Annotated in this window: 24 protein-coding genes; 12 read left to right on the forward strand and 12 right to left on the reverse strand. The window is 65.0% G+C overall.

What is annotated here, in order from left to right:
* Positions 1–53: 53 nt before the first annotated feature.
* From BMY90_RS07350 to miaB, 6 genes are all read right to left on the reverse strand, one after another.
* Positions 54–1,067, reverse strand: coding sequence for a magnesium and cobalt transport protein CorA (locus tag BMY90_RS07350; RefSeq protein WP_092702881.1), 1,014 nt, complete (start codon positions 1,065–1,067; stop codon positions 54–56).
* A 151-nt stretch (positions 1,068–1,218) separates the two neighbouring features.
* Positions 1,219–2,427, reverse strand: coding sequence for a lipoprotein N-acyltransferase Lnb domain-containing protein (locus BMY90_RS07355; protein ID WP_092702883.1), 1,209 nt, complete (start codon positions 2,425–2,427; stop codon positions 1,219–1,221).
* 123 nt (positions 2,428–2,550) lie between these two features.
* Complete coding sequence (locus BMY90_RS07360; protein WP_092702885.1) at positions 2,551–3,399, reverse strand: CorC family transporter; 849 nt, start codon at positions 3,397–3,399, stop codon at positions 2,551–2,553.
* 204 nt (positions 3,400–3,603) lie between these two features.
* On the reverse strand, positions 3,604–4,065 hold the full coding sequence (gene ybeY, locus BMY90_RS07365) for an rRNA maturation RNase YbeY (RefSeq protein ID WP_092702887.1): 462 nt from the start codon (positions 4,063–4,065) through the stop codon (positions 3,604–3,606).
* Positions 4,062–5,045, reverse strand: a complete 984-nt coding sequence (locus BMY90_RS07370) for a PhoH family protein (protein ID WP_092702889.1) — start codon at positions 5,043–5,045, stop codon at positions 4,062–4,064. The genes ybeY and BMY90_RS07370 overlap by 4 nt, the downstream gene beginning before the upstream one ends.
* Positions 5,046–5,204: 159 nt before the next feature.
* Positions 5,205–6,548, reverse strand: coding sequence for a tRNA (N6-isopentenyl adenosine(37)-C2)-methylthiotransferase MiaB (gene miaB / locus BMY90_RS07375; RefSeq protein WP_092702891.1), 1,344 nt, complete (start codon positions 6,546–6,548; stop codon positions 5,205–5,207).
* 231 nt (positions 6,549–6,779) lie between these two features.
* Here miaB and BMY90_RS07380 point away from each other — a divergent pair, with 231 nt between their 5' ends.
* Positions 6,780–7,832: a lytic transglycosylase domain-containing protein gene (locus tag BMY90_RS07380; RefSeq protein ID WP_245734976.1), complete on the forward strand. Its 1,053-nt coding sequence runs from the start codon at positions 6,780–6,782 to the stop codon at positions 7,830–7,832.
* 217 nt (positions 7,833–8,049) lie between these two features.
* Here BMY90_RS07380 and BMY90_RS07385 read toward each other — a convergent pair whose 3' ends face one another.
* Complete coding sequence (locus BMY90_RS07385; protein ID WP_092702893.1) at positions 8,050–9,237, reverse strand: S1C family serine protease; 1,188 nt, start codon at positions 9,235–9,237, stop codon at positions 8,050–8,052.
* A 175-nt stretch (positions 9,238–9,412) separates the two neighbouring features.
* Between BMY90_RS07385 and petA the strand changes: the two genes are divergently transcribed.
* From petA to BMY90_RS07410, 5 genes are all read left to right on the forward strand, one after another.
* A complete protein-coding gene (gene petA, locus BMY90_RS07390) occupies positions 9,413–10,018 on the forward strand; it encodes a ubiquinol-cytochrome c reductase iron-sulfur subunit (protein ID WP_092703059.1) in 606 nt (201 codons plus the stop codon).
* Positions 10,018–11,313 (forward strand): cytochrome b, encoded by a 1,296-nt coding sequence (locus BMY90_RS07395; protein WP_092702895.1) that lies wholly within the window; start codon positions 10,018–10,020, stop codon positions 11,311–11,313. The genes petA and BMY90_RS07395 overlap by 1 nt, the downstream gene beginning before the upstream one ends.
* On the forward strand, positions 11,306–12,034 hold the full coding sequence (locus tag BMY90_RS07400; RefSeq protein WP_008212575.1) for a cytochrome c1: 729 nt from the start codon (positions 11,306–11,308) through the stop codon (positions 12,032–12,034). Before BMY90_RS07395 ends, BMY90_RS07400 begins: the two co-directional genes overlap by 8 nt.
* A gap of 67 nt (positions 12,035–12,101) precedes the next feature.
* On the forward strand, positions 12,102–12,722 hold the full coding sequence (locus tag BMY90_RS07405) for a glutathione S-transferase N-terminal domain-containing protein (protein WP_008212576.1): 621 nt from the start codon (positions 12,102–12,104) through the stop codon (positions 12,720–12,722).
* Between the two features lie 20 nt (positions 12,723–12,742).
* The gene (locus BMY90_RS07410) at positions 12,743–13,162 is read left to right on the forward strand and encodes a ClpXP protease specificity-enhancing factor (RefSeq protein WP_008212577.1); all 420 of its coding nucleotides are present in this window, start codon (positions 12,743–12,745) and stop codon (positions 13,160–13,162) included.
* 202 nt (positions 13,163–13,364) lie between these two features.
* Here BMY90_RS07410 and BMY90_RS07415 read toward each other — a convergent pair whose 3' ends face one another.
* The 4 genes from BMY90_RS07415 to BMY90_RS07430 all read right to left on the reverse strand — a co-directional run bounded on the left by BMY90_RS07415 (position 13,365) and on the right by BMY90_RS07430 (position 17,325).
* The gene (locus BMY90_RS07415; RefSeq protein WP_092702897.1) at positions 13,365–13,769 is read right to left on the reverse strand and encodes a DUF3301 domain-containing protein; all 405 of its coding nucleotides are present in this window, start codon (positions 13,767–13,769) and stop codon (positions 13,365–13,367) included.
* Between the two features lie 51 nt (positions 13,770–13,820).
* Complete coding sequence (gene nadC, locus BMY90_RS07420) at positions 13,821–14,678, reverse strand: carboxylating nicotinate-nucleotide diphosphorylase (protein ID WP_092702899.1); 858 nt, start codon at positions 14,676–14,678, stop codon at positions 13,821–13,823.
* Positions 14,675–16,954 (reverse strand): DUF1631 domain-containing protein, encoded by a 2,280-nt coding sequence (locus BMY90_RS07425; protein WP_092702901.1) that lies wholly within the window; start codon positions 16,952–16,954, stop codon positions 14,675–14,677. The genes nadC and BMY90_RS07425 overlap by 4 nt, the downstream gene beginning before the upstream one ends.
* A 98-nt stretch (positions 16,955–17,052) precedes the next feature.
* Complete coding sequence (locus BMY90_RS07430; protein WP_008212941.1) at positions 17,053–17,325, reverse strand: Trm112 family protein; 273 nt, start codon at positions 17,323–17,325, stop codon at positions 17,053–17,055.
* Between the two features lie 59 nt (positions 17,326–17,384).
* On the opposite strand from BMY90_RS07430, the gene purE reads away from it, so the two are divergent.
* Positions 17,385–17,888 (forward strand): 5-(carboxyamino)imidazole ribonucleotide mutase, encoded by a 504-nt coding sequence (purE, locus tag BMY90_RS07435; protein ID WP_037100480.1) that lies wholly within the window; start codon positions 17,385–17,387, stop codon positions 17,886–17,888.
* The gene (locus BMY90_RS07440; protein WP_092702903.1) at positions 17,885–19,051 is read left to right on the forward strand and encodes a 5-(carboxyamino)imidazole ribonucleotide synthase; all 1,167 of its coding nucleotides are present in this window, start codon (positions 17,885–17,887) and stop codon (positions 19,049–19,051) included. The genes purE and BMY90_RS07440 overlap by 4 nt, the downstream gene beginning before the upstream one ends.
* Before the next feature lie 165 nt (positions 19,052–19,216).
* On the opposite strand, the gene BMY90_RS07445 is transcribed toward BMY90_RS07440, so the two are convergent.
* The gene (locus BMY90_RS07445) at positions 19,217–19,795 is read right to left on the reverse strand and encodes a superoxide dismutase (RefSeq protein ID WP_092702905.1); all 579 of its coding nucleotides are present in this window, start codon (positions 19,793–19,795) and stop codon (positions 19,217–19,219) included.
* A gap of 119 nt (positions 19,796–19,914) precedes the next feature.
* Between BMY90_RS07445 and grxD the strand changes: the two genes are divergently transcribed.
* From grxD to BMY90_RS07465, 4 genes are all read left to right on the forward strand, one after another.
* Complete coding sequence (gene grxD, locus BMY90_RS07450; protein WP_092702907.1) at positions 19,915–20,250, forward strand: Grx4 family monothiol glutaredoxin; 336 nt, start codon at positions 19,915–19,917, stop codon at positions 20,248–20,250.
* Positions 20,247–21,014 carry an SDR family NAD(P)-dependent oxidoreductase gene (locus BMY90_RS07455; RefSeq protein WP_008212935.1) on the forward strand — a complete coding sequence of 256 codons (768 nt, stop codon included), beginning with the start codon at positions 20,247–20,249 and terminating at the stop codon, positions 21,012–21,014. The genes grxD and BMY90_RS07455 overlap by 4 nt, the downstream gene beginning before the upstream one ends.
* A 75-nt stretch (positions 21,015–21,089) precedes the next feature.
* Positions 21,090–21,689: a YhgN family NAAT transporter gene (locus BMY90_RS07460; RefSeq protein WP_008212932.1), complete on the forward strand. Its 600-nt coding sequence runs from the start codon at positions 21,090–21,092 to the stop codon at positions 21,687–21,689.
* 296 nt (positions 21,690–21,985) lie between these two features.
* Positions 21,986–25,270, forward strand: coding sequence for a TonB-dependent receptor (locus tag BMY90_RS07465; RefSeq protein WP_092702909.1), 3,285 nt, complete (start codon positions 21,986–21,988; stop codon positions 25,268–25,270).
* Positions 25,271–25,272 lie beyond the last annotated feature (2 nt).

The raw sequence follows: 25,272 nt of genomic DNA on the forward strand, positions 1-25,272 counted from the left end.
GCGAATGCCTCGCTGCTGGCCGAGCCAAGAGCCATCGCGTACAGGGTGCGCTCCTACAACCACTTCGCCCGCCTCAACCCGGTATAAATCCCGCCCACGACCCCAATCACGATCACGATGATCAGCGGGTAGGCCCATGGCCGACTAAGCTCGGGCATGTGGGTGAAGTTCATGCCGTACCAGCTGGTGATGAGGGTGGGGGCGGCGAGCATGGCGGCCCAGCCGGCGAGTTTCTTCATTACTTCGTTCTGGCCGAAGGTGACCAGCGAGAGGTTGACGTTGATCGCGGCGGTGAGCATTTCGCGCATCGCGCTGATCGACTCGTTGACGCGGAACACGTGGTCGTAGATGTCGCGGAAATAGGCGCGCAGGTCTTCGGGAATCAGTTGCGGGTGCAGTCGTACCAGCTGGCTGATGACATCCTGCATCGGCGCCACCGCCAGACGCAGCGTCATCAGGTCGCGCTGCATGTCGTACAGGCGGCGCACGGTGCTGCGGTTGAAGGTGGCGGCGAAGATGTCCTGTTCGAGTTCCTGCAACTCTTCACGGAAGTCGCGCACGATTGGCAGCAGGTTGTCGACCACGAAGTCGAGCACGCCATACAGCCCGTAGCTGGGGCCGAGCGCGAGCAACTCGGGCGCGTGCTCGCAGGTACGCCGCGCGGGCGAGTAGGACAGCGAGGCGCCGTGGCGCACGGTGACCAGGTAACGCGGGCCGAGGAAGATATGCGTTTCGCCGAAGGCGAGGTTGCCGTTTACCAGTTGTGCCGTCTGCACCACGATGAACAGCGAATCACCGTAGGCTTCGATCTTGGTGCGCTGGTGTGCGCTTTGCGCATCCTCGATGGCCAGGTCGTGCAGGTCGAACTCATCCTGCAGTTTCAGCAGCAGCGATTCGTCCGGTTCATGCAAACCCACCCAGACGAAGGTGTCGGGTTCTTTCAGCACGTCGCTGATCGCATCGATGCTGATGTCGCCGCTGCGCGTGCCGTCCGTGCGGTAGGCGACGCAGTTGACGACCATCGCGGTGTCGGCGGCCTCGGAGACGGAAGGTGCGATTGGATTCATGGGTGCATGATGCCGCGCGAGGCGGCATCGGACAATGCGAGGGCTTTCTCCTCCCCCTGCTTGCAGGGGGAGGTTGGGAGGGGGTGGGGCTTGTCGCGAAGGCGTTGAAGAGCACCCCTCCCCAGCCCTCCCCTGCAAGCAGGGGAGGGGGTCAGGCGGCGGGTTGGCGCAGACTCCACGCCAACGCCAGCCACACGGGCAGCGCGAAGAGTATCCAGGGCTGGTTCTGTTGCACGGCGCCGGGCAGCAGGTGCAATAGCACGGCGGCGATCAGGCCGAGGAGTTGCAGCAACAGGATGGCGTCGGCGAAGCGGGTGGGCGCCATGCGTCGGCGGGCGCGCCAGAGTGCTGGCAGCAGCACGAAGGCGAGTGGGTTGAACAGCAGCAGATTGGCGTTGGCCCAGGCCGAGTGGTGGGTGGTGAGCGTCCACAAGGCCAGCAGCAGCAGCCCGACCAGTCCGGCGAGGACCAGGAAAAGCGAGCCGAGCAGGGTGTAGCCGAGGCGCCAGTGGCGTGAAGTCACCAGCAGCAGGGCGGCGATCAGCAGGCCGGCGGCGCCCAGTGGCAGGCGCAGGTCGGGTGCTTGTGCCGGCGGTACGTCGAGGCGGTTGGGTGACAGTTCGCGCTCGCCTTCCACCAGCGGACGGGTGTTGCCGTGGACGTCTGTCGTGGTGACGGCGCGCAGGTTGGCCTGCAGCTCCATCGGCAGGAAGCTTTCATGCCACGCGTCGAGCGGCTGGTCGGCGTAGGGGCCGAGGCCCAGGTCCAGCGCCAGCATCAGCCAGGGTTGCGCACTCATCAGGCGATCGGTCTGCTGGCGATAGGTCATGCCACCGGGATGGCCGGCCAGCGCGGCCTTGATCGCGCCACCCAGCGCTTTGTTCAACGCATCGCGCACGCGGGTGGTGCAGTTGTCGATGTAGTAGTCGTAGTTGTAGCCGGCGTTTTCGGGACGCAGGTTCCAGAACAGGAAATCGCGCAACGCGGCGGCTTGTTGCGGGGTGAGCGCGAGCCGCTGGCGGGTGATGGAGCGGCCTTCCTGCACGTAGAACGCTTCTTCCGGGCCGGCCGGCTCGGCGTCCATCAGGTAGTGCATGCGGCCGCGGGCGAAATTGAGGAAGAAGTTCTTCTCGCTGAAGTCGAACACGCCGTAGTTGAAGTTGATCGACTGGCCGCTGACGGTGTCGCGCAGTTGCAGCGCGTCGTGGCCGAAGCGTTCCCAGTAGGTGGCGCCGGGGCCGTAGGTGATCAGCGAGACTTCGAGGTTGGCGCCCGGGGCATCGGTCACGTCCGCGTGTGCCGGGGCCGTGGCCAGAAGGATCAGGGCGAGCAGGGACAGCAGCTTGGTGATGGGGCGCATGGTCTTCGGCTTTGGCTCCTCCCCCTGCGTGCAGGGGGAGGTTGGGAGGGGGTGAAGGCTTGTCGCGAGGTTGGTTGACCCCTCCCCAGCCCTCCCCTGCGAGCAGGGGAGGGAGCGTGGAAGTCAATCGCTGTCGCGGCGAGTCACGCGGAACTGCTGCACGCGGCGATCATCGGCGGCGATGACGTGGAACAGGAACTCGCCCGCGGCGGTTTCCTCGCCCGCCTCGGGCAGGTGGCCGAATTCGGAGGTGATCAGGCCGCCGATGGTGTCGAATTCCTCGTCGGAAAAATCGCTGCCGATCTCCTCGTTGAAGTCCTCGATCGGGGTTAGTGCGCTGACCAGCCAGCTTCCGTCGGTCTGCGCGTGGATCAGCGCGGGCTCTTCCTCGTCGTCGTGCTCGTCGTCGATCTCGCCGACAATTTGCTCGAGTACGTCTTCGATGGTGATCAGGCCGGCGACGCCGCCGTATTCGTCCACCACTACAGCCATGTGATTGCGACTGCGGCGGAACTCGGCCAGCAGCACGTTCAAGCGCATCGACTCGGGGATCAGCACCGCCGGACGCAGGATTTCGTGGATGTCGAATTCGGCGCCGTTGCCGAAAAACTTCAGCAGGTCCTTGGCCAGCAGGATGCCGAGGATTTCGTCCTTGTCCTCGCCATGCACCGGAAAGCGCGAGTGGCCGGATTCGACCACGGCGGCGAGGATGTCCTCGAGCGGTGCGCTGGCGGCGATCATCACGATCTGCACGCGCGGCACCATCACGTCGTCCACGCTCAGCTCGGTGACCTTGAGCGCGCCCTCCAGCATGGGCAGGGTGTCGGCGCTGAGCAGGCCGTTGGCGTGCGCGGTGCGCAGCTCTTCGATCAGCTCCTCGCGGTTGCGCGGTTCGCCGGAAAACAGGTGGCCCAGTCGATCCCACCAGGTGCGGTGAGCCGGGCCGCTGGTACTGCCAGGGTCGTCGTTCATCAATCCGTTTGCATTCGGCCCGGAACGGGCGGAAACCCGAGTTTAGCGGAAATGATGTGACGATTCAGGGCGCAAGAGCACCCCTCCCTGACCCTCCCCTGCAAGCAGGGGAGAGGGAAAAGCATGGCTGATTCGGGATTTGGCTCCTCCCCCTGCGTGCCCCAAAGGGACTTCCTTCGGTCGCAGGGGGAGGTTGGGAGGGGGTCAGGCGGCGTAGGGATCGGCGATGCCCAAGTCGGCGAGCACGCGGGTTTCCAACGCCTCCATCACTTCGGCGTCGGCATCCTCGATGTGGTCGTAGCCAAGCAGGTGCAGTACGCCGTGTACGGTCAGGTGGGCCCAGTGATCGCGTTCGCGCTTGCCTTGTTCGGCCGCTTCGCGCGCCACCACGGGGGCGCAGATGGCCAGGTCGCCGATCAACGGCAGCTTCACATCGGGCGGCAGTTCGGCTTCGAAGGAAAGCACGTTGGTGGCGTAGTCCTTGCCGCGGTAGTCGCGGTTGAGCGCGCGACCTTCGGTGGTATCGACGATGCGGATGGACAGCTCCGTGGCCTTGCGTCGCTTGGCCCCGCGCAGCGCGGCGTCGACCCAGCGACGGAAGCTGGCCGCGGCAGGGATGCCGGTGCGTGGCACCGCGTAGCCCACGTGCACCGTCGTCGTGCTCACTTCGCGGCCTCGTCCTGCTGCTCGAACGCCTCGTAGGCGCGCACGATCTTCGCCACCAGCGGATGACGCACCACGTCGCGCGAAGTAAAGAAGGTGAAGCTGATGCCGTCCACGCCGCGCAGCACTTCCACCGCGTGGCGCAGGCCCGAGCGGGTGCTGCGGGGCAGGTCGACCTGGCTGACGTCGCCGGTGATCACCGCCACCGAGCCAAAACCGATCCGGGTGAGGAACATCTTCATCTGCTCGACGGTGGTGTTCTGCGCCTCGTCGAGAATCACGTAGGAATCGTTGAGGGTGCGCCCGCGCATGTAGGCCAGCGGGGCAATCTCGATCACGTTGCGCTCGATCAGCTTGGCCACCTTCTCGAAGCCGATCATCTCGTACAGCGCGTCATACAGCGGACGCAGGTAGGGGTCGACCTTCTGCGACAAGTCACCGGGCAGGAAGCCCAGTTTCTCGCCGGCTTCCACCGCCGGACGCACCAGCAGCACGCGCTGCACGCGGTTGGCTTCCAGCGCCTCGACCGCGCTGGCCACGGCCAGATACGTCTTGCCGGTGCCGGCCGGGCCCACGCCGAAATTGATGTCGTGGCGGGTGATGGCGTGCAGGTAGCGCGCCTGGTTGGGGCCGCGGCCCTTGATCACGCCACGCTTGACCCGGATGACGACTTCCTGCGCCTCGCCCTCGGCGTCTTCGGCAAGCGCGTCGACACCGGATTCGGCAAGGTGCAGGTTGATCTTCGCGCCGTTCAGGGGTTCGTTTTCGGCGGCGGCGTAGAGCGCGCGTATCACCTTCTCGGTGGCGCGCGTGGCGGCAGCCTCGCCGATCACCTGGAACAGGTTGCCGCGGTGATCGATTTCCACGCCCAGGCGCAATTCCACCTGGCGCAGATGCTCGTCGAACGGCCCGCACAGGTTGGCGAGGCGGGCGTTGTCCTCGGGGTCGAGGGCAAAATCGCGCTGGTTGGGATGGTCGGTCATGGGGCTCGGGAAAGGTTCAAGGGTGAGTCCTTCTCCCCTCGGGAGAAGGTGCCGGCAGGCGGATGAGGGTTCGGGCGGAGCGTGCACGATGAACGGTGGCGCAAGCCCCGGCCCCTCACCCCAACCCTCTCCCCGGAGGGGAGAGGGAGTCAACAGGCATCAGGCGGCTTCTTCGGCCAGCGCATGCACCCGCCCGCGCAGCGAGTTGCTCATCGCGTCGGTGATCAGCACGTCGACGAAGCGGCCGATCATGCGCGCATCGCCGGGGAAGTTCACGTAACGCATGTTCTCGGTGCGGCCGGCGAGTTCGTTCGGATTCTTGGTGCTCGGTTTTTCCACCAGCACGCGCTGCACGGTGCCCACCATCGCCTCGTTGATCTTCTTCGCGTTGGCGTTGATCGTGGCCTGCAGGCGTTCCAGGCGTTCGTGCTTCACCGCCATCGGGGTGTCGTCGGCCAGGCTCGCCGCCGGCGTGCCGGGGCGCGAGGAGAAGATGAAGCTGAAGCTCTGGTCGAAGCCGATGTCGTCGATCAGTTTCATGGTCTTCTCGAAGTCCGCGTCGGTTTCGCCGGGGAAGCCCACGATGAAATCCGAGCTGATGCAGATGTCCGGGCGCACCGCGCGCAGCTTGCGGATCTTCTGCTTGAATTCCAGTGCGGTGTAGCCGCGCTTCATCGCACTGAGGATGCGGTCGGAGCCGGCCTGCACCGGCAGATGCAGGAAGTTGGCCAGCTTCGGCACGCTGGCGTAGGCCTCGACCAGCGAATCGGAGAACTCCAGCGGGTGCGAGGTGGTGAAGCGAATGCGGCCGATGGATTCGATCTGCGCGATCGCGTGGATCAGCACCGCCAGGTCGGCGATGCCGCCGTCGTGCATCGGGCCGCGGTAGGCGTTGACGTTCTGGCCCAGCAGGTTCACTTCGCGCACACCCTGTTCGGCCAGCTGGGCCACTTCCACCAGCACGTCGTCGAACGGACGGCTGATCTCGGTGCCGCGGGTGTAGGGCACCACGCAATAGCTGCAGTACTTGGAACAACCTTCCATGATCGAGACGAAGGCGGTGGGGCCTTCGGCGCGCGGCTCGGGCAGCTTGTCGAACTTCTCGATCTCGGGGAAGGAGATGTCCACCTGCGGCTTGCCGGACGCGCGCTGTTTCTCGATCAGCTCGGGCAGGCGGTGCAGGGTCTGCGGGCCGAACACCAGGTCGACGTAGGGCGCGCGCTTGATGATGGCCTCGCCTTCCTGGCTGGCCACGCAGCCGCCCACGCCGATCAGCACCGGCTTGCCGTCCTTCTTGTGCTCGCGCCAGCGGCCGAGTTGGCTGAATACCTTCTCCTGCGCCTTCTCGCGAATCGAGCAGGTGTTGATCAGGATCACGTCCGCCTCGGACTCGTCCTGGGTCAGTTCCAGCCCGTGCGATGCCTTGAGCACGTCGGCCATCTTGGCCGAGTCGTACTCGTTCATCTGGCAGCCGTGGGTCTTGATGAAAAGTTTGCCGCTCATGCCATGGTCTTGTCGTGATTGCGTCGACGCTGTCGACGGCGTGTGTCGAACCCGACAGTTTACTCGCGCGGGTACCTGCTCGCCAGTCAAGTGCGCTGACGGATCAAGCACTTGCCGCGTGGCGTAGTGCACGAAAACAGCGTCGCGGGCTTGGCGCGGGCACGCCGTGGGGGCACACTGCGCCGCATGTTCGTTGCCGCACGCCATCGGGGAGGCGTGGGCCTGCCCAGCATGACCTTCCCAGTCCGATCGATCCTCACCCGGGTCGCGCTGGGCTGCGCCCTGCTGTTGGCCGGCTGGCTGGCGTGGTCACCGGCACAGGCCGGGGTGCTTTACCGCTGCACCGGAACGCATGGCGAGGCCGTATTCAGCAGCAGCCGCAACGGTTATCGCGATTGCCACCGGATGGGCGGGTATCAGGCACCTGCCGCACCACGTCGCGTGACGAAATTCGCGCCGAAGACATCGCTGGCTGGCGTGCGCGGATCGGTGACGACCACGGCACGCAAGGTCGAGAGGCCGGTGACTTCGCTGGCGTGGGTGCGCAGTTCGGTGAGCACCACCGCCAAGGTGCTGCCGCCGGCCGCGACAGGTACGCCGGGCCAATGGGCTTATCAGGATTCGCGCGATGCCGGCGCGGCCGCACTGGCGCAGGCCGATGCCGCGGCGCCGTCCACCGGTGCGCGGGTATTGCGTGGCTCGGTCTACCGGGTGGTGCATGCCGATGGCAGCGTGGAATACACCAATATCCACCCGGCCGGCCGGAACACGCATGCGGTAACCATGCTCTTCAGTTACATCGCCACCTGCGTGGCCTGCAACCTGCACTCGACCATCGACTGGATGCACGTGCCGCTGCATCTGCGCGAGTATGCCGACGTGATCCGTGCGGCCAGTCTGCGCTACGGCGTGGACGAAGCTTTCCTGCGCGCGATCATCCATGCCGAAAGTGCGTTCAACCCGCACGCGCTGTCGTCCAAGGGCGCGCAGGGGCTGATGCAGTTGATGCCGGGCACCGCCAACGACATGGGCGTGGCCGATGCCTTCAACGCCGACGACAACATCGAGGGCGGTGCCCGTTACCTGGGCCTGCTGCTGAAAACCTTCAATGGTGACGAGCGTCTGGCGGCGGCGGCCTACAACGCCGGCCCGGGTGCGGTGGAACGTTACAACGGCGTGCCGCCCTATGCGGAAACCGAGGTGTATGTCAGGCGCGTCGGCGAATTGCGCAAGCGCTACGTCAGCGTGTTGCACACCACGCTGGCGGCCAGCGGTCCGGGCTGAGCCGGTGGCGACACTTCGATTCCACTCGCTGCGAACGGTTCAAGCGCCGGTTCGACATCTTTCCTGACGAGCACGCTGCCTTGGAGTAGGAACCCGCTCGCGGGCGATGCTCTTCAGGTTTTTCCGATGTCCTGCCAAAAGGCATCGCCCGCGAGCGGACTCCTGCATGGGGGCGATGGTGGCATGCCGGGTGTACCGGGGTTTCAGGCAAGTGCGCTCATGACTGACCCTGCTGCAGCGATACGCTGGCCTGTGCCGGGCGGGCGATCAGGGTCACCTTGACGTGGAACGGGCTGCCGTTGCGCAGGCCGGAAACCTCCAGCGTGGTGCCGGGCTTGAGCGACGCTTCGTAGCGGCGCAGGTCGGCCGGATCGAGGATGCCGTGCGTGCCCATGCGCAGCAGGATGTCGTGTGGCTGGATGCCGGCAAGCGCGGCCGGGCTGCCGGGATAGACATCGGTCACCTGTACGCCGCGTGCCGCCGCCGGCAGGCCGCTGTCGGCCGCCACCGGTACGAAGGCGTAATCGGCGCCGAGCCAGCCGCGCACCACATGGCCGGTGGCGATCAGCTGCTTGAGCACTTCGGTGGCGGTGTTCACCGGAATCGCGAAACCGATGCCTTCGGCGTCGGCGGCCTTGCCGATCAGCAAGGTGTTGATGCCGACCAGTTCGCCCCGGGTGTTGACCAGCGCGCCGCCGGAATTGCCCAGGTTGATCGCCGCGTCGGTCTGGATGAAATCTTCCGGGCTGCCGCTGACCAGTTGGCGGCCGATCGTGCTGATGATGCCCATCGTCACCGTCTGGTTGAGGCCGAGCGGGTTGCCGATGGCCAGCACCACGTCGCCCACGCGCAGCTTTTTCTGGTCGGCCATGCGGATCGGCTGCAGGTTGCCGGCGTTGATCTTCAGCACGGCCAGATCGGTTTCCGGGTCGGCGCCGACCAGGGTGGCCTTGGCCACGCGGCCGTCGTACAGCAGCACCTGGATGTCGTTGGCATTGGCGATGACGTGGTTGTTGGTCAGCACGTAACCCTTGTCGCTGACGATCACGCCGGAGCCCAGGCTCTGCTCGGGATGCTGGTAGGTGCCGACCAGGTGACCGCCGAACAGGCGCTGCATCAGCGGGTCGCTGTACATGCGCACGGCTTGCTCGGTGACCACCTTGTTGGCGTAGATGTTCACCACCGACGGCTCGGCCCGTGCCACGGCATCGGCATAGGATGCCGGCGCGGGGGGCGCTTCGGGTGCGGCGGCAGTCGCGGCGGCGGGTTGGGCGACGGGCATGCCGAAGTGCGCGCGCAGGCGCGAGCCAACACCCGGCCAGAACAGCCCGATCACGAACGCCAGTGCCAGCCCCAACACGGCAAAGCGGGCGACGAAGGCGAGCAGGCCGGCGGCATGTTTCATGTCGTGGGGCGGTCCGTGACAAGAGCGGGCGGATTAAGGTAGCGTCGACAACAGGGGCGTTGCGTCTGCATGATGAGCTTGATTGTACGTGTCAAGCCCTGACGCTACACTAACGCGATTTTTGCAGGGTCCAAAAACCTGCATCTCAATGGCATGCGAGCATCCGGAGAGCCTGATGGCGAATGAAGTCGTCGATCATGGCCGCCGCCGATTCCTCACCGCGACCACGGCAGTGGTTGGCGGCGTGGGCGTGGTAGCGGCTGCGGTACCTTTCATCAAGTCGTGGGAACCCAGCGCGCGCGCCAAGGCCGCTGGAGCTCCGGTCACCCAGTCGTTGAAAAAAGTCGAATCGGGCCAGCAGCTGATCGTGGCGTGGCGCAGCCTGCCGGTCTTCATCGTCAACCGCACGCCGGCACAGCTGGCTGCGTTGCCGAAGCAGGATCCGCGGTTGGTGGACCCCAAGTCCAACGGCAGCTCTGCCGATCAGCAACCGAAATACGCACAGAACGAAACCCGCTCGATCAAGCCCGAGTGGCTGGTGATGATCGGCATCTGCACCCACCTGGGTTGCGTTCCGAACTACGTGGGCGAGATGAAGCCCGAGCCGTTCGATCCGGATTGGCAGGGCGGCTACTACTGCCCCTGCCACCATTCGCGTTACGACATGGCGGGCCGCGTCTACCAGGGCGTTCCGGCGCCGAAGAACATGCAGATTCCGCCTTACCACTACGTGGACGACACGACCGTCCAGATTGGTGTTGATCCGAAGGGGGCTGCGTAATGGCCAACGCATTCGTTCGCTGGTTCGACGAGCGGGCACCGGGCATGGCCCCGATGTACCGCAAGCACATGACCGAGTATTACGCGCCAAAGAATTTCAATCTCTGGTACTACTTCGGCTCGCTGGCGATCCTGGTGCTGGTCAACCAGATCGTCACCGGCATCTTCCTCACCATGAACTACGACCCGAGCGCGGCGGGAGCCTTCGACTCGGTGCAGTACATCATGCGTGACGTGGAGTGGGGCTGGCTGATCCGCTACATGCATACCACCGGCGCGTCGCTGTTCTTCGTGGTGGTGTTCCTGCACATGTTCCGCGGCATCATGTACGGCTCGTTCAAGAAGCCGCGCGAGCTGGTGTGGGTGCTCGGCATGCTGATCTTCCTGGTGCTGATGGCCGAGGCCTTCATGGGCTACGTGCTGCCGTGGGGCAACATGTCGTTCTGGGGCGCCAAGGTGATCGTCTCGCTGTTCGGCACGATCCCGGTGATCGGTGGCCATCTGGTCGAGTGGATCATGGGCGATTTCCTGCCCGCCGATTCCACCCTCAACCGCTTCTTCGCGCTGCACGTGATCGCGCTGCCGCTGGTGCTGCTGTTGCTGGTGGTGCTGCATCTGGCCGCGCTGCACGAAGTGGGCTCGAACAACCCGGACGGTGTGGACGTCAAGCACGGTCCCAAGGGCAACCGCTGGGATGCGCTGAAGCCCGCCGACGGGATTCCGTTCCATCCGTATTACACGCTGAAGGACCTGGTCGGCGTGGGCGTGTTCCTGATCGTGGCCGCCTTCATCATCTTCTTCGCACCGACCTTCGGTGGCTGGTTCCTGGAGCATGACAACTCGATCGCGGCGAACAACCTGCTGACCCCGGCACAGATCAAGCCGGTGTGGTACTTCACCGCGTTCTACGCGATCGTGCGCATGGTGCCCTCGTTCGCCGGCACCGCCGTGTGGGGCGTGATCGCCATGTTCGGTTCCATCGCGGTGCTGTTCGCGCTGCCGTGGATCGACGTGGGTCCGGTCAAGTCCATCCGTTATCGCGGCACCGGCTACAAGGTGGGGCTCACGGTTTTCGTGATCGCCTTCCTGAGCCTGATGCTGATCGGCACCGACCTCACCGACGTGCTGTTCCCGAAGCTGTTCGGGGCGGACATCGACCTGACCACGTGGGACAACGTGTTCGGCCGCATCATGACGCTGGCCTACTTCGGCTTCTTCGTGTTCCTGTGGCTGTACACGCATCTCGGCTGGGAGAAGACCAAACCGGTTCCGGAACGGGTGACGACGCATGACTAAGCGGCTTATCTCCACTCTTCTGCTGTCACTTGGCCTGCTGCTGGGCAGTGCATCGGCGTGGGCCGAAGGCCCCGAGTTGCCGGCTGCCGGCAACAACCTGCGCGACCAGGCGTCGCTGCAGCGTGGCGCGCACCTGTTCTTCAATTACTGCGTGGGTTGCCATTCGCTGAAGTACATGCGCTATTCGCGCATCGCGCAGGATCTGAATCTGTCCGAGAAGGACGTGATGCAGAACCTCAACTTCACCGGCGCCAAGTTCGACGATCCGGTGATCTCGCACATGCCGGCCGAGCTGGCGACCAAGGCCTTCGGCAAGGATCCGCCGGACCTTTCGCTGGAAGTCAGCGCCAAAGGTGCCGACTGGGTCTACGCCTACCTCAACTCGTTCTACCTCGATCCGAAGAGTCCGATCGGCTGGAACAACACCATCCTGCCCAATGCCGCCATGCCGTTCCCGCTATGGGAACTGCAGGGTGAGCAGACCGCGGTGATGGGCAAGGATGGACATGCCGTCGAGAAGCTGGAGCTGTCGCACCCGGGCACGATGACGCCGGCGCAGTACCAGCAGGCCACGCGTGACCTGGTCAACTTCCTTGACTACGTCTCCGAGCCGGCCGCCCTGCAGCGGCGCCACTATGGCGTCTGGGTGATCCTGTTCCTGGCGTTGTTCACCTTCCTGGCCTATCTGCTCAAGAAGGAATACTGGAAGGACGTTCACTAAAAGCGGTTCCGGCGTGCCGGCGGCAGCATGAAACTGTCGCCGGGCGCGTCTTCAGGGGAGATTGCGCATGGTTCCAAGCGCCCGTACACGCACCATACTCACCTTGTATACGACGGCCGATGACGTGCAATGCCATCGGGTGCGGCTGGTACTGGCCGCCAAGGGCGTCGGCTACGAGCGCGTGCTGGTCGATCCGGCCAAGCCTCCTGAAGACCTGTTCGACCTGAATCCCTATGGAAATACGCCGACCCTGGTCGATCGTGACCTCACGTTGTACGACGCCTCGGTGGTGTGCGAATACCTCGACGAACGTTATCCGCACCCGCCGCTGATGCCGATCGACCCGCTTTCGCGGGCGCGCCTGCGCGTGGCTGCCGTGCGGATCGAGCGCGACTGGCTGCCGGAGGTGGAACATATCCGTGCCGGTGGTCGACCGGCCGATGCGGCACGCAAGCGCTTGCGCGAACATTTGCTGGCTGCGCTGCCGCTGTTCCGGGCCTCGAAATTCTTCCTCAATCCCGAAATGAGCCTGCTTGATTGCCTGGTGGCTCCGGTGATCTGGCGCCTGCCGTGGCTGGGCGTGGAACTGGGACGCGACGGCAAGCCGGCTATCGATTATGGTGAGCGCCTGTTTCACAGTCAGGGCTACGCGCGTAGCCTGACCCCCGAAGAAAAGGCGATGCGGTGAGCGATACCCCTTCCGTTCCGATGACCTCGAACCGTCCGTACCTGCTGCGGGCGATCTACGACTGGATCACCGACAACGATTTGACCCCCTACGTGCTGATCGACGCTACCCGTGAGGGGGTGAAGGTGCCGCCGCAGGTGGTGAAGAACGGCCAGGTGGTGCTGAACCTGGCCATGCGTGCCGTGGCCAACCTCGACTTGGGCAACGACTGGGTCAGCTTCCAGGCGCGGTTCTCCGGCGTCAGCCACCACATCCATGTGCCGGTGCAGGCCGTGCTGGCGTTGTACGCGCAGGAAAACGGGCAGGGCATGATGTTCCCCGCCGACGGCAATGGCGACACGCCGCCGCCCGATGGCACCCCGCCTTCGCCGCCGTCGGATCCATCGCCGGACGAAGAGAAGCCGCGTCGCGGCGGTGCGCACCTGCGCGTGGTGAAGTAGCCGGGCCTGTCGGCGAAATGTTTTTCGGCCATGGCTCGGTCTGCCAGGCCTCTGTTCAACGCATCCCCAGCCGACGCGAGCCTTGCGGAAGGCAGGAATGCGGGCGCATGGCCTGCCCCGGACTATGCGCAAGCTCGAAGAGTCCCTTGCGTTGCAGGGAGGTATGCCGCGGCCCGGGTGGCGCGTGCAAAAGTGTGGCCGCTCAGTGCAACCGGTGCTGCCCATCGCGCGGCGGCAGCGGGATCACGTTGCTGGTGCTCGGTGGCGTAGCGGGACCATCGTGATCGTCGCGCATCCGCGCTTCGATGGTCGGCAGGCTGAGGCCGGTGAAATGGCTGCCGACCATCCACAGGCGGCCCGGCTCGCGGTCGTTGCCGTCGATGCTTACCTCGAAGCTGTAGCAGCGTTCCAGTCGGCGTTGTCCGTGGACGGGGCGGATGCGTACGCCGCTCAGGCCGACCGTTTCGTCCAGCAATTGCAGGCCATGCCGCTCGCATTGCCGGCGTGCCTCGGCCACCGCCATCTCGCGGGCGCGGCTCAGCTTCAGCCACAGGCCCACGATGGCCAGCAGGATCAACAGTGGCAGTAGTTCGAAAAGGCCGTCCATGCGCGAAGGGTGGGGGCGGGATCGGGCCGGCGCAAGCTCGGCGCCGCGCGCCTAGTCCAACTGCAGACGCAGGGACAGGTCGACTGCGTGCACGTGCTTGGTCAGCGCGCCCACCGAGATGAAGTCCACGCCGGTGCGTGCGAACTCGCCGATGGTGACCAGGTCGACGTTGCCGGACACTTCCAGCGGCACGCGGCCGGCGGTCAGTGCCACGGCCTCGCGCATCAGGGCCGGGGTGAAGTTGTCCAGCATGATGCGATCCACGCCCGCGACCAGGGCCTGGGTCAGTTCGTCGAGGTTCTCCACTTCCACTTCCAGCAGCAGGCCGGGGTGGCTGCCGCGCGCCGCGGCCACTGCCGCCGCCAGTCCGCCCGCGGCGATGATGTGGTTTTCCTTGATCAGGATGGCGTCGTAGAGACCGATCCGGTGATTGTGGCCACCGCCGCAGCGTACGGCGTACTTCTGCGCCAGGCGCAGGCCGGGGAGGGTCTTGCGAGTGTCCAGCACGCGCACGGCGGTGCCGGCCACGGCCTCGACATGCCGGGCCGTGGCGGTGGCCGTACCGGAGAGCAACTGCAGAAAATTCAGCGCCGAGCGTTCGGTGCTGACCAACGCGCGGGCGTTGCCCTGCAGCTGGCAGATCACGCTGCCTGGGGCTACGCGCTGGCCGTCGGTGGCCTGCCAGTCGATTTGCACGGCGGGGTCGAGTCGGCGAAAGCAGGCGTCGAACCACGGCGTGCCGGCGAGTACGGCGTCATCGCGGCAGGTCAGTCGGGCGCTGGCGCGGGCATCGGCTGGCAACAGGTCGGCGGTGGCATCGCCGCTGCCGAGGTCTTCGGCAAAGGCACGTTCGATATCGGCGGTGATCAGCTTGGCATCGGGCGGCGCGAAACGGGCGTCGGGCGTCATTCGGTATCCGTGGGGCGGTCGTCCGCGGACTGGCTGAGGCGGCCGACGATGGCGTCCATGGCGCGATCGAACAATGCGCTGGAGTCGAGCACCTGCACCTGGCCGGCAGCCAGGGCGCGGGCCAGTTCATGCGGCGAGTAGTCGGCGACCTTCAGGCCGCGGCGGTTGACGAACAGGTAGCGGCCGCTCATCGGGCTGATCCACGACAGCTTGGCGCGCTCGGGGGTTTCGTTGCGGGAGGTGAATTCCAGCCAGGTCCCGGGGCGCAGTTCGCCAACCAGTTGCAGTTCGGCACTGGCCTCGGGCGTCATCTCGATGGCGCCATCCTCTTCCTCGTCCAGTTCCTCGGCGCTGGTCGCCAGCGGCTGCACACTGTCGGGAATCGGCAGTGCGACGGGCTCGGCGAGCGCATCTGGCGGCGTGGCAGGCGCGGCGACTTCACCGAGTTGCTGGCGGTAGTAGTCGTGCAACTGCGCCAGCAGGCGTTCGATGTCGTTGTCCTGGAAGGCGACATTGGCCAACCCGCGGCGCAACGAGCGCTCGATGCCGGGCAGGATCTGCCGCAGCGTGCGCCGGGCTTCGTCGTCACGTGCGGGCTTGGTGCTGGCAATGAAATCGTTGACGAAGCGCAGAGCGTCCTTGTAGTCGTGCGATTCCTCGCCCTGGCGCAGGATGGTCAGCACCAGGTAGTTGGCCCATGCGCGCGACAGCACACCGTGGATCAAGGGCGGCAGGGTATGGCCGTCGATGCGGGTAAGGATTTCACGGGCAGCGCGTCGGCGCGCCTGTTCGAGCTTTTCGCGACCACGGGTGGATTCGGCCACGCGCTGCTCGGCCAGTTCGGCGCGACGGCCGGTGGTGTCCTGGAAGGACTGCAGCTCGGCGCACAGGCGCTCGAAAATGCCCAGGTCGTCGTCAAATTCCTGCAGCAGGCGCTCGACGATGGATTTCACCGTGTCGAGCAGGCGGCCGTCTCGGTCGGATTCGGTCGACCAGCCCTTGGCGGCGTCGGCAAGGCCGTCGAGCAGGCGTCGCGCCGGATGCTGGCGATGGGCGAACAGCTTGCGGTCGAGAATCGCGGCCTTGAGATAGGGGATCTGCAACCGGGCCAGCATGACCTGCATCTGCGCGGGCAGGTTGCGGTCCTCGAGGATGAACTCGAACAGCATGCCGACCAGGTCGATGGTGTCCTCGTCGATCGTCGCCACCTGGCCGGGGCGCTCGCCACGCAAGGCGCCAAGCTGGGACAGCAGCTGTTCCTTGAGGTGCAGCACTTCCTGGGTCAGGTCGAGCGTGCCGCGGTTGGCGATGCCCGGGGCCGGCACGGTGGCCGCCTGGTTCTGCAGCACGCTGAGCGCGCCGATCAATTCGTTCGCGGTCGGCAACGGACCGTGGCTCATCGCCGACAGCGGCACGTTGGGATGGGCGCGGCGGGCCTGGAACAGGCTGCGCAGGGTGTGCAGCAACTCCGTCGCGGCTTCGCTTTCGGCTGCATCGGCGGTGGGGTCGTCGCTCACGGCGGCGCTCGCCACGGTGCCGGTGGGCGAGGCGTCCGTTGCCGCCTGGCCGCGACGTACTTCGTGGCGCAATTGCGGGAGCACGCCGGCACGGATCAGCTCGGCATTGATTTCCTGGTACAGCTCGTCCAGCGTGGCCAGCACGTAGCGATCGAACAGCTTGTAGATGATCAGCTTCACGCGCATGTCGGCGCTGAGCTCGCGCACCGACTGGCGGAACGACTGGGACAGGGCCGCGGGGCCGAGCGGGTTGCCGGCGTCGTCGATCTTCATGCCGCCGCAGATCACCGACAGCCGCTGATTCACCGCGAACAGGTCGCGTGCCAGCCGGGTTTCGTTCTTGCCGATCATGCTGGTGATCGCAAGCGACTCCTCCAGCTCGTTGTCGGCCACCAGCGACAGCTCCGTCGGGCCGTTGGGCGGGGCAACCGGCGCATGGCCGGCAGACGGTCCCTTGCCGGCGAAATCGTCGAGATTGCGCGAAACCTGGGCAAGGAAGCTGCGCTCGACCAGCGGACGCCGCTTGCGCACCTCGCGCATGCCGTCGAAATAGTGCATCTGCGCGGCGTTGTTCTCGGCTTTTTCAGCCAGGTCGAAAAGGGCGTCGTCGACCTGCTCGAACAGGTTGCCCAGACACAGCTGCAGACGTCGCGTGGCAATGCCGCGAACCGCATTCAACAGCTCGCCGCCGCGCGGGCTGGACGGGTCCAGGCGCTGACTCAGGTCGACGATGTTGGATGGCTCACTCGCGTTCTGCATCGCCACACCCCTGTGTGTTGCTGGCGTTCCGGGACAACAGTCACGTCCGCAGGCCCTCACGATAAGCCAAATGCGTCGCGCTTGTCATGCGCAATCGGTCACGTTCCGGCGGGGAAATCCGCCAATTGCGCCGTGCCGACGCCTTCCTCGGGCAGCATTACCGGAATCCCGTCGTCGACCCGGTAGACCACCTTGCGATCGACCGTGACCAGGGCTTCGGCGAAATGCGTCTTCACGCCGGCGCCCGCCACGGTATCGAGCTGGCCGGCGTCGATGGCGCGATTCAGCGCATCCAGTTCGGCGGCATTGGCCGGGCGTACCGGCGTCTTGCTGACCGGGCAGCACAGGATGTCGAGCAGGCGCTTGTCCATGGGGGTTTCGTTGCACTACGTGAAAGCCCGTACAATAACCCCTTTTGGACGGCCGGACCATGACAGGAACTGCTGCAGCGCCGAAGGTCGGCGTGGTGATGGGCTCGCGTTCGGATTGGGAAACCATGACGCACGCGGTCGAAGTGCTGACCGAGCTGGGCGTGCCGCACGAAGTGCGTGTGGTATCGGCGCACCGTACCCCGGACCTGCTGTTCCGTTACGCCGAGGAAGCGCCTGCGCGCGGCATCGAAGTCATCATCGCCGGCGCCGGTGGCGCCGCCCACTTGCCTGGCATGCTGGCGGCCAAGACGCGGCTGCCGGTGTTTGGCGTGCCGGTACAGTCGAAGGCGCTCAATGGCATGGATTCGCTGCTGTCGATTGCGCAAATGCCGGCCGGCATTCCGGTGGGTACGCTGGCCATCGGCCGGGCCGGCGCGGTGAATGCCGGCCTGCTCGCCGCCGCGGTGCTGGCGCTGCATGATCCGCAACTGGCCGCCGCGCTGGATGCCTTCCGCGCCAAGCAGACGCAGGCCGTGCTCGACCAGCCGGACCCGCGCGCATGAGCAGCTATCGCCAACCCGTGCTTGGAATTCTCGGTGGTGGCCAGCTGGCGCGCATGCTGGCGTTGGCCGCCGCGCCGCTGGGCGTGAAAACGCAGGTGGTGGACAACGTCGCCGACGCCTGTGCGGGTCAGGTGGCGCCACTCATCCAGGCCGACTGGAACGATCAGGCCGCGCTGGATGCCTTTGCCGCGCAGGTCGACGTCGTAACCTTCGACTTCGAGAACGTGCCGGCTGAAGCTGCGCGCCGGCTGGCCGGCAAGGTGGCGGTGTATCCCAATCCCGATGCGCTGGCCGTGGCACAGGACCGGCTGACCGAGAAAACGATGTTCCGCGAATGCGGCATCGCCACGCCGGCCTTCATGCCGGTGGACGACCGTGCCGGTCTCGACCGCGCGCTGGCCGAAATCGGCGCGCCGGCGGTGCTCAAGACCCGTCGGTTCGGCTACGACGGCAAGGGGCAGTTTCGCCTGAAGACGCTGGCCGACGCCGACGCCGCTTGGGCTGCCCTGGGGGCATCGGCGGCGACGCACGGGTTGATCCTGGAAGCCTTCGTGCCGTTCCAGCGCGAGTTGTCGGTGCTGGCCGTGCGCGGCCGCGACGGCGAGTTCCGCACCTGGCCGTTGACCGGCAACTGGCATACCGATGGCGTGCTTTCGCTGAGCCTGGCGCCGGCACCGGATATCGACGACCTGCAGATACGTGCCGCCGCCCTGGCACGCACGCTGGCCGAGCAGCTCGATTACGTGGGCGTGTTCGCGCTGGAGCTGTTCGTGAAGGATGGCGAGCTGCTCGGCAACGAGATGGCGCCGCGCGTACACAACTCGGGCCACTGGTCGATCGAGGGCGCACACACCAGCCAGTTCGAGAATCATGTGCGCGCGGTGCTGGGCATGCCGCTGGGCGACACCGGCGTGCGCGGCTGCTCGGCCATGTTCAACTGGATTGGCGAATTGCCGGACATGGCGCCGGTACTCCGCGCCGTCGACGGTCACTGGCATGACTACGGCAAGCAACCGCGCCCCGGGCGCAAGGTCGGCCACGCCACCGTCTGCGCCCCCGACGCCGCCACGCTGGCGATACGCTTGCGGGACATCGCACAGGCACTGGGACGAGAGGAGCAGGCAGAGCCAGGTCTTCGCGCGCTGGGCGGCACGTCGGCGTGATCCACGGCAGGAGCCCGCTGGCGGGCGATGCTCTTGGCCAGGAGCCGGGAGAGCATCGCCCGCCAGCGGGCTCCTGCGGTTGCGCCCACAAGACAGGGCGGGCCGGGTTTTGCGAACAAAAAAACGGCGCCATGGGCGCCGCTTTTTTTTGGGTGACTTGCGGGATCAGGCGAGGTTCTTCGCCGCGAAGTCCCAATTCACCAGGTTCCAGAACGCTTCCAGGTACTTCGGACGGGCGTTGCGGTAGTCGATGTAATAAGCGTGTTCCCACACGTCGCAGGTCAGCAGCGGCTTGTCGCTGCCGGTGATCGGCGTGGCCGCGTTGGACGTGTTGACGATGCCGAGTGCGCCGTCCGGGCGCTGCACCAGCCAGGTCCAGCCCGAGCCGAAGTTGCCGGCGGCGGACTTGCTGAACTCTTCCTTGAATTTCTCGAACGAGCCGAACGCCTTGCTGATCGCGTCGGCCAGCTTGCCGCTGGGCGCACCGCCACCGTTGGGCTTCATCGAGTTCCAGTAGAAGGTGTGGTTCCAGGTTTGCGCGGCGTTGTTGAACATGCCGCCGGAAGACTTCTTGATGATGTCTTCGAGCGAGGCGTTCTCGAATCCCGTGCCCTCGATCTGCTTGTTGAGGTTGGTCACGTACGCCTGATGGTGCTTGCCGTAGTGGTACTCCAGCGTTTCGGCGGAGATGTGCGGCTCGAGGGCATTCTTTTCGAAGGGCAGGGCGGGAAGTTCGATCGCCATGATTTGAGACTCCTGGGCGTTGGCTGAGGGAGGGAGGTCGCGCCGACGCGCCGGTGGCGGCCGGTGTGCGACTGATACACTAGCGTTCTCCGTGCATTGTAATGATGAAATCCCTAGCTATGGACGTTAACGAGCGAATCAAGGCGGTACTGGCCGGGCATCCCGTCGTGCTTTTCATGAAAGGCACGCCGCAATTTCCGATGTGCGGGTTTTCCAGTCGTGCCGTCCGCGCACTGGAAGAGGCCGGTGCGCAGTTCCACGCGGTGAACGTGCTGGCCGATCCGGAAGTGCGTGCTGCGCTGCCGCATTACGCCAACTGGCCGACCTTTCCGCAGTTGTTCATCCAGGGTGAGCTGATTGGCGGCTGCGACATCGTCGAGGACCTGAAGGCGTCCGGCGAACTGGCGCGCATGGCGTGCGAGGTCAGGCAGGCCAATCAGGCGGACCAGGCATGAGCTTGCCCGTATCGCGGTTGCCTGCTGCATGGGCGCCTGCTGCCGATACGCTGGCCGGCCGCGTGGTGCTGGTCACCGGTGCCTACGGCGGTCTTGGCAGTGCGGTGGCCCGCGCCGCTGCGCGAGCCGGGGCCACGGTGGTCATTACCGGCAAGCGCAAGCGCCAGCTTGAACAGCTTTACGACGCGATGGTGGCCGAAGGGCTGCCCGAGCCGGTGATCCATCCGCTGGACATGGAGTCGGCCACGCCGCGTGACTACGAGGCGCTGGCCGAGGGGTTGCAGCGCGATCTCGGCCGCCTCGACGGCATCGTGCATTGCGCGACGAGCTTCGTCGGACTGACACCGATTGCCATGTACAAACCGGACGCGTGGCTGCGCGCCCTGCACGTGAATGTGTCGGCGCCGTTCGCCCTGACCCAGGCCTGCCTGCCGCTGCTCTCCGCCGCGCCGGACAGTGCCGTGGTCTTCGTGCTGGATGATCCCGAACTGGTAAGTCGTGCGCATTGGGGCGCCTACGGCGTGTCGAAGGCGGCACTCGAGCGCTTCGTGGCGATCCTGCACGAGGAACACGACGAGGGCACGTTGCGCGTCCACGCGCTGCTGCCCGCGCCGATGCGAACGACACTGCGGCGCCTGGCCTATTTCGGCGAGGACACCATGCAGCAGCCCACGCCGGATGCCACCGCCGAGGCGGCGGTATGGCTGCTGGGCGAGCAGGCGGTGGTGGCGCGAGGCCACATGCTCGACCTGCGCTCCGCATGAGCGCCGGACATTCCACGTTTTTTCGCATCACCGAACGACACGGCACACGCACAGGGGATTGAGATGGAAGCGCAGATGACCACGCTGTCGGCGGCGATCCTGCTGTTCCTGATCATGGATCCGCTGGGCAACATTCCGCTGTTCCTCAGCCTGCTCAAGGACGTGCCGCCGAAGCGCCGGCGCAAGGTCATGGTGCGCGAGTTGCTGATCGCGCTGGGTGTGCTGCTGGTGTTCCTGATCGGTGGGCAGCATATCCTTGGCCTGCTGCAACTGAAGACGGATTCGATCAGCATCGCCGGCGGCATCGTGCTGTTCCTGATCGGCATCCGCATGGTGTTTCCGCCGGCCGATGGCGGCGGCATTTTCGGCAAGACCGGCGAGGGCGAGCCCTTCATCGTGCCGATGGCGATTCCCGGCGTGGCCGGCCCGTCGGCGATGGCCGCATTGCTGCTGCTCACCAACAGCCAGCCGGGACGCACCGCCGATTGGGCGATCGCCTTGATCGGCGCGTGGCTGGCCACCGCCGTGATCCTGCTGTGCTCCACCTACCTGTTCCGCTGGCTGGGCGAAAGCGTGCTGACCGCGCTGGAACGCGTGATGGGCATGCTGCTGATCGCCCTGTCAGTGCAGATGTTCCTGGGCGGCATCGCGGCGTATCTGCACCTGGCGGTTTGAGAGGTGTTTTCGCGGATTACCGCCGTCACGCTGGAAATTGCGGTGGATGACATCGTTTTCGTGCGATAGCGCACGGAAAGCGTGAACTTGTTAGAAAACTGTCATACAATGACGTTAAAGTTCGCTTAACAATTGATTTGGCAGGCGGGGTGGCCCCGTCGCTGCGTCACACCACGAACTACCTACAACGTACTGGGGATTTACCACGTGCACCCTGCCTGGCCATCAGCCGGGCGGCGCGTTGTCTGGTTTCTTCTGCAAGAACTTTCGTTGCGAATCCATTAGGGCCCAAAATAATGAATAGCCGAATCCGAGCCAAGCTTCTGCCGTTTGCCATTGCTTCGCTGCTGGTGGCCGCGCCGGTCGTGGCGCAGAACGTCACCTCGTCCGCCGTGACCGGCCGCATCCTCGACAACGCCGGCCAGCCGGTGTCTGGCGCCACCGTGACGATCGTGCACGAACCTTCGGGCACCACGCGCGTGGTCACCACGGGTGCGGATGGCCGCTACACCGCGCAGGGTTTGCGCGTGGGTGGCCCGTTCGATATCACCGCGACCAAGTCCGGTTTCACCCAGGCCGAGCAGGGCAAGGTGTACTTGCAGTTGGGCAACGTCTCGGCGGTCAACCTGCAGCTGACCAGTGCCGCGGCCAACGCCCAGAACCTCGGCGCGGTGACCGTGAGTGCCACGGTGCTGAACCAGATCTTCACGCCGGACAACAAGGGCGTGGGTACCAATGTTTCGCAGCGTGAGCTGGAAACCACCCCGACCCCGGGACGCAGCATCCAGGATATCGCCCGCCTCGACCCGCGCGTGGTCATCAGTGATCGCGCGGAAGGCAAGATCACTGCGCTGGGCCAGAACTTCCGCTACAACAACATCACCGTCGATTCGGTGAGCGCCAACGACCCGTTCGGCCTGAATTCCAACGGTTTGGCCACCACCGGCACGCCGATTTCGCAGGACACCATCGCCGAGTACAACATCTCGGTGGCCAATTACGACGTGGACAACCGCCGCGGCCTGGGCGCGAACATCAACGCGGTGACCAAGAGCGGTACCAACCAGTTCCACGGTTCCACGTACTACGTGTTCCAGAACAACGACATGATCGGCGACGAAGTCGACGGCAAGAAGGAAAAGTACGCCGGCTTCGATCGCACCTGGACGGCCGGCGCCACGCTCGGCGGCCCGATCATCAAGGACAAGCTGTTCTTCTTCGCCTCGTTCGAGAAGAGCAAGCAGATCGGCAAGGGCACTAGCGCCTATGGTCCGGAGGATGTGTCGGCCACCAACCCGATCAATGGCCTGACCTCGGCCGACGTGCAGGCCGTGCGCAATGCGGCCGCGAAATACGGCCTGACCGATATCGGCAACTACACCGGCGGCAATTCGGATCTGGAAGACAAGCGCTATCTGGGCAAGCTGGACTGGAACATCACCAACAACCATCGTGCCAGCTTCACCTGGAGCCGTACCAAAGAAAGCCAGCCGTTCCCGAGTGGTGGCGCGTACAACAAGCTCGTGCTGTCGAGCAACTGGCACACCTCGGTGGTGGACAACCAGAGCTACGCGCTGCATTTCTATGACGACTGGAACGATGTGTTCTCGTCGAACGCCACCCTTTCGTACGCGCACTACAAGAAGGACAGCGGCCCGTACAGCGGCGGTTACATGCCGGATATCACCGTCCACACCACGGCTTACAACAGCCCGTCGGTGGAGTTCGGTACCAATTATTCGTATCAGGCCAACCAGATCGACACCAAGTCGCTGTACGCGTCCTGGGAAGGCATCCTGTTCCTGGGCGACCACACCGTGAAGGGCGGTTTCGACTATTCGCGCGACAAGAAGTACAACCTGTTCCTGCAGGATTACATGGGTTCGTACACGTTCGATTCGTTGGACGACTTCATCAACGGCGACTACTACTCGTATTACTACAACCGTCCGGCCGATGGCCTCAGCCTCAACCAGACGGCGGCATCCTTCACGCTCAAGCAGTGGGGACTGTTCCTGCAGGACACCTGGCAGGTCACCGATCGCCTGTCGTTGCAGTACGGCTTCCGCGTTGACATTCCGCAGACCAGCGACAAGCCGATGTACAACTCGGATTTCGCCGGGGCCGGCTTCACCACGCCCACGGGCGAAGTGCTGAATACCAACCAGTACACGGTCAGCGGCAAGCGCGTGGTGCAGCCACGCATGTCGTTCAACTATGCCTTCAACACCGAACGCATGATGCAGCTGCGTGGCGGTTTCGGCCTGTTCATCACCGAGCCGCCGACGGTGTGGCTGGGCAACATCTACACCAACTCGGGTCGGACGGTTACGGGTTTCAGCTGCGGCCAGAGCAAGTCGAATGCGCCGTGCAACGTCGACCTGCCGAAGTTCAGCGCAGATCCGTATCACCAGTACGACGGTGTGACCGGCAGCAGTCAGCAGACCGTCAACACGGTGGATCCGAACTTCCATCTGCCGTCGGCCTGGAAATTCAGCCTGGGCTACGACGCCGAGTTGCCGTGGTGGGGCCTGGTCGCCACAGCCGAGTTCGAGCACCTGAAAGCACGCGACGCGATCTGGTATCAGGACCTGAACCTGGGCGCTCCGACCGGCGTGCTGCCTGACGGCCGAGTGACCTACTACCAGTTGCCGGATGCCGATCCGCGCGCGAAGGGTCAGTCGAACCGGGCCAACGCCAACAAGGCGTTCAGCAGTGCCATCATCAATCTGGCCAACACCAGCCGCGGCGAATCGAACAACCTGACCCTGGCCTTGAAAAAGCCGTTCCAGGACAACTGGTCGGCCTCGGTCGGCTTCACCTGGAGTCGCGCCACGGACGTGAATCCGGGCCTGTCCAGCGTGGCGATGTCGAGCTACAAGGGCGTCTACGTCACCAACTCGAACGAGAACAAGCCCAGCATCTCCAACTACAACACCCCGCTGCGTGCGATCGCCTCGGTGTCGTGGCGTCACGCCTTCTTCGGCAACTACTACACCACCATCGGCGCGTTCTACGATGGCCACAGCGGCAGCCCGTACAGCTGGGCCTTCGGCAACGATGCCAATGGCGACAGCTTCTACAACGATCTGGCGTACATCCCGCGCCAGGGCGATGTGGAATTCAAGTCAGGCACCAGCCAGGCCGAGATCGACCAGTTCTACGCCTACATCAAGAACAACGATTACCTGCGCAAGCACCAGGGTCAGATCGCCCAACGCAACGGTACCAAGGCGCCGTGGATCAACCAGATCGACATGTCGATCTCGCAGGAAATCCCGGGTCTGTTCAAGGGCAACAAGGGCGTGGTTCGTCTCGATATCTACAATGTCGGCAACCTGCTGAACAAGCATTGGGGTATCGAGAAGCGCGCCGATTTCCCGGGCGTTCGCAACCTGGCTGATTTCTATGGTGTCGACCCGGCCACCGGCAAGTACATCTACGACATCAGCGGCTCAAGCTATACGGACGGCAAGGGCAACTACGCGCCGGAAACGTTGCCGATCTACGACGACTCGTATGGCACGGGCGACCTGATCCAGCGTTGGTCGGTGCAGCTGACCTTGCGTTACAAGTTCTGATC

The organism is Rhodanobacter glycinis, assembly GCF_900114325.1.
In the GTDB taxonomy this organism is placed as follows: domain Bacteria; phylum Pseudomonadota; class Gammaproteobacteria; order Xanthomonadales; family Rhodanobacteraceae; genus Rhodanobacter_A; species Rhodanobacter_A glycinis.